Origin of the sequence: Halobacillus sp. BBL2006 (genome assembly GCF_000786645.1) — a bacterium.
GTDB lineage: Bacteria > Bacillota > Bacilli > Bacillales > Halobacillaceae > Halobacillus.
In genome coordinates this window covers 1-2,742 of the sequence record NZ_JRNX01000634.1, presented here as the reverse complement: position 1 = coordinate 2,742, position 2,742 = coordinate 1, and the positions used below count along the sequence as shown (strand labels likewise).

Genomic DNA, 2,742 nt, shown 5'->3' with positions numbered 1-2,742 from the left:
AGAAAAAAGAAAAAAAGCTTTATTTTACGGTTTATTTGGAGCATTTATACTTCGGTTTGGGTCATTATTTATTATTTCCTTCCTCGTGGATGTCTGGCAGGTCCAAGCGATTGGTGCAGCTTACTTGTTATTCATCTCCGGAAAACACTTATTCGATAAGTGGAAATCCCGAGGGGAAAACGATGAAGAAGAAGAGGAAGAATCCGCGGACCAGGAACGAGGCAAAGGGTTCTGGGCTACTGTTTTAAAAGTCGAACTTGCTGACCTTGCTTTCGCGGTTGACTCGATCCTTGCCGCCGTGGCTCTAGCCGTTGCTTTACCAGATACAGGACTTCCCGAAGTTGGAAGCCTTGATGGAGGTAAGTTTGCTGTCATTCTCGCTGGAGGGATGATTGGTATTATTATCATGCGCTTTGCAGCGAACGTCTTCGTCAAGCTTTTACATTCAAGACCCGGTTTAGAGATAGCTGCGTTCGTTATCGTTGGCTGGGTTGGTGTGAAGCTTGTGGTTTCTACATTAGCTCACCCGAACATTCAGATTCTAGATGAACATTTCGCTCATTCTGCTTTATGGAAAATCATTTTTTATGCTGTACTTGTCATCATCGCAGCTTTAGGTTGGTTCTTGTCACCTAAAAAAGACCCAGAGGAACAAGAAGAAGACTGATTAGGAAAACCGCAGGAGAACCTCTTGCGGTTTTTTCTATAGATAAGTTTTCCCTTTTCGCTCCCAGAGGTTAAAATGAAGGGAGATAGAATATGCGAAGGAGGGGAAGGTCATGGGAAAAGCTACGCAGCATCCGTCCGATCAATTTCACTACATAAAAAATCGGATACAAATGCTTAATCGGGTTGTTTCTACTATGGATGCCGATGATGTGGACAAAGAGGATTTCAACAGAGTGCTTGATATGATTCAGCAGTTGCAGATAAAAATGGAACGATTTAAGAAAGACTGGGATTCTAAGTGACGAATCGACGCTATATTTTTTTAGCGTTGTGGGCAGCGTTTGTGCTCTATGCATGGCAGATAGCTCCAACTGGGGATCAGGGGTATCTTCAACAGCTTATGACAATGGAAGATCCTGATCCTTTGTTATTGATGTTGTTTAGTTTGCTTGGTATTTATCCGGCTGTGTTTGCGATTCTTATCTTGAGTCACGATAAGAGTCGTTTTCCTGCATGGCCATTTGTGGTGGGTTCATTCATGCTTGGGGCCTTTGCCTTGTTGCCTTACTTTTTCTTATCAAACACTAAGAATTACCGTTCTAACCGAACGCCCGCCTGGTTGCAGAAATTTCTTGAATTTACATCCATACATATGCTGCTTTTATTAGGTTCTTTAGTTCTCATTTTCCATGGATTTCTAAATGGTGACTTTTCGCTTTATTGGCAAGCCTTTGAGACCTCCCAATTTGTTCATGTAATGACCATTGATTTTTTCGTTTTGACCGGGTTGAGCATGTATGTGATTGGTTGGGAGCAAGAAAAACATGGAGGAAAGCGGTATTGGTCATTGATCGGAATGGTGCCGATTATAGGTGTGTTGCTATATATTATCTTGACTAGAAAGAAGAGAGTGGTTTGATGGAATGGATACGGATGCCACAGGAAGATGCGGAAATGATTGCAACGTGGAAATATCCAGAGCCTTACAGCTTCTATGATATGACTGCTGATGAAGAAGATTATGAAGAATTTATTCATCCTGAAAAAAGAAGTGAGCATACTTACAGCGTTTATGAGGACGGAAAGCTAATTGGCTTTTTCACGATCATACCCACAGATTCTCTCACGGTTGATCTTGGCCTTGGCCTGCGCCCCGATTTGACTGGGAAAGGGTATGGGAGACGCTTCTTAGAGGAAGGTATAGAATTCGCTAAGTTTCATTACAGCACTGAAAAGTTTACCCTATCTGTCGCTGCTTTCAACAAGCGGGCAATCGAAGTGTATCGACGGGTCGGATTTCGCAAAATTAAGGTGTTCATGCAGTCAACAAATGGAAGCGAGTATGAATTTGTAAAAATGGTAATGCCTTGATTAATCATCCTTATCCTAAGCATGTGACTTCAATTTCCAGAGAGGAATCATTAAAATAGGGGATAAGTCATTAGATAGAAAAGGAGCGGTGTTTATGGCACTACATCATTTCCACTTGAAAGCAGATTGGCCCGGAGGACGCAATGAGGTGGGCTATATTGAATCTGATAAATTGAAGACCGAGATTTCTATTCCAAAAGAAATGGACGGTCCGGATATTGGCACAAATCCTGACGAAATGCTGCTTGGCGCTGCAGCAACCTGCTATATTATAAGTTTGGCAGCTATGGTCGAACGCGCAGGCTTACCGCTTAAAGAAATGGAGATGGACTCAGAAGGAATTGTGGATGTTACTGATGGTGTCTTCACCTATAAGAAAATCATTCATAAACCTAGAGTCGTTCTTACGAATGATGCGAGTGAAAAAGACTTGAAAAAATTGAATCAACTCGTAGAAAAAGCAGAGAAAAGCTGTATGATCTCGAAAGCGATTCAAGGTAATGTAGAACTTGAATTGCAAGCTGATACCAAAATTGAAGGTTAATACCTCGATGACCCTTGCGAAAAGGGTCTTTTTTATCGGTTTATTATCAACCTCACTAATGACTATATCCCTTCAAGGGAAGCTCCGTATTCCATAAGACTCAGTTTCGAGACTTTTATGTGCGAGGATGGTGGCGGGGAAAACGCCTCCCTTTCCGC

Annotated in this window: 5 protein-coding genes; all 5 read left to right on the top strand. The window is 42.0% G+C overall.

Translation table 11 applies throughout. The features are described from left to right. Positions 1 to 667: TerC family protein (locus LD39_RS17340; protein WP_035550617.1), on the top strand; the 667-nt coding region annotated here is incomplete at its 5' end. A gap of 112 nt (positions 668 to 779) precedes the next feature. Beyond that, positions 780 to 971 (top strand): SE1561 family protein, encoded by a 192-nt coding sequence (locus LD39_RS17335; RefSeq protein WP_035550614.1) that lies wholly within the window; start codon positions 780 to 782, stop codon positions 969 to 971. After that, complete coding sequence (locus LD39_RS17330; protein WP_035550611.1) at positions 968 to 1,588, top strand: hypothetical protein; 621 nt, start codon at positions 968 to 970, stop codon at positions 1,586 to 1,588. Before LD39_RS17335 ends, LD39_RS17330 begins: the two co-directional genes overlap by 4 nt. Next, complete coding sequence (locus tag LD39_RS17325) at positions 1,588 to 2,040, top strand: GNAT family N-acetyltransferase (protein WP_035550608.1); 453 nt, start codon at positions 1,588 to 1,590, stop codon at positions 2,038 to 2,040. The genes LD39_RS17330 and LD39_RS17325 overlap by 1 nt, the downstream gene beginning before the upstream one ends. A gap of 94 nt (positions 2,041 to 2,134) precedes the next feature. Continuing rightward, the gene (locus LD39_RS17320) at positions 2,135 to 2,584 is read left to right on the top strand and encodes an OsmC family protein (protein WP_035550603.1); all 450 of its coding nucleotides are present in this window, start codon (positions 2,135 to 2,137) and stop codon (positions 2,582 to 2,584) included. Positions 2,585 to 2,742 lie beyond the last annotated feature (158 nt).

Coding starts and splice junctions, on each gene's coding strand:
- LD39_RS17320 (WP_035550603.1), top strand. CDS start 2,135: ATGGCACTACATCATTTCCACTTGAAAGCAGATTGGCCCGGAGGACGC.
- LD39_RS17325 (WP_035550608.1), top strand. CDS start 1,588: ATGGAATGGATACGGATGCCACAGGAAGATGCGGAAATGATTGCAACG.
- LD39_RS17335 (WP_035550614.1), top strand. CDS start 780: ATGGGAAAAGCTACGCAGCATCCGTCCGATCAATTTCACTACATAAAA.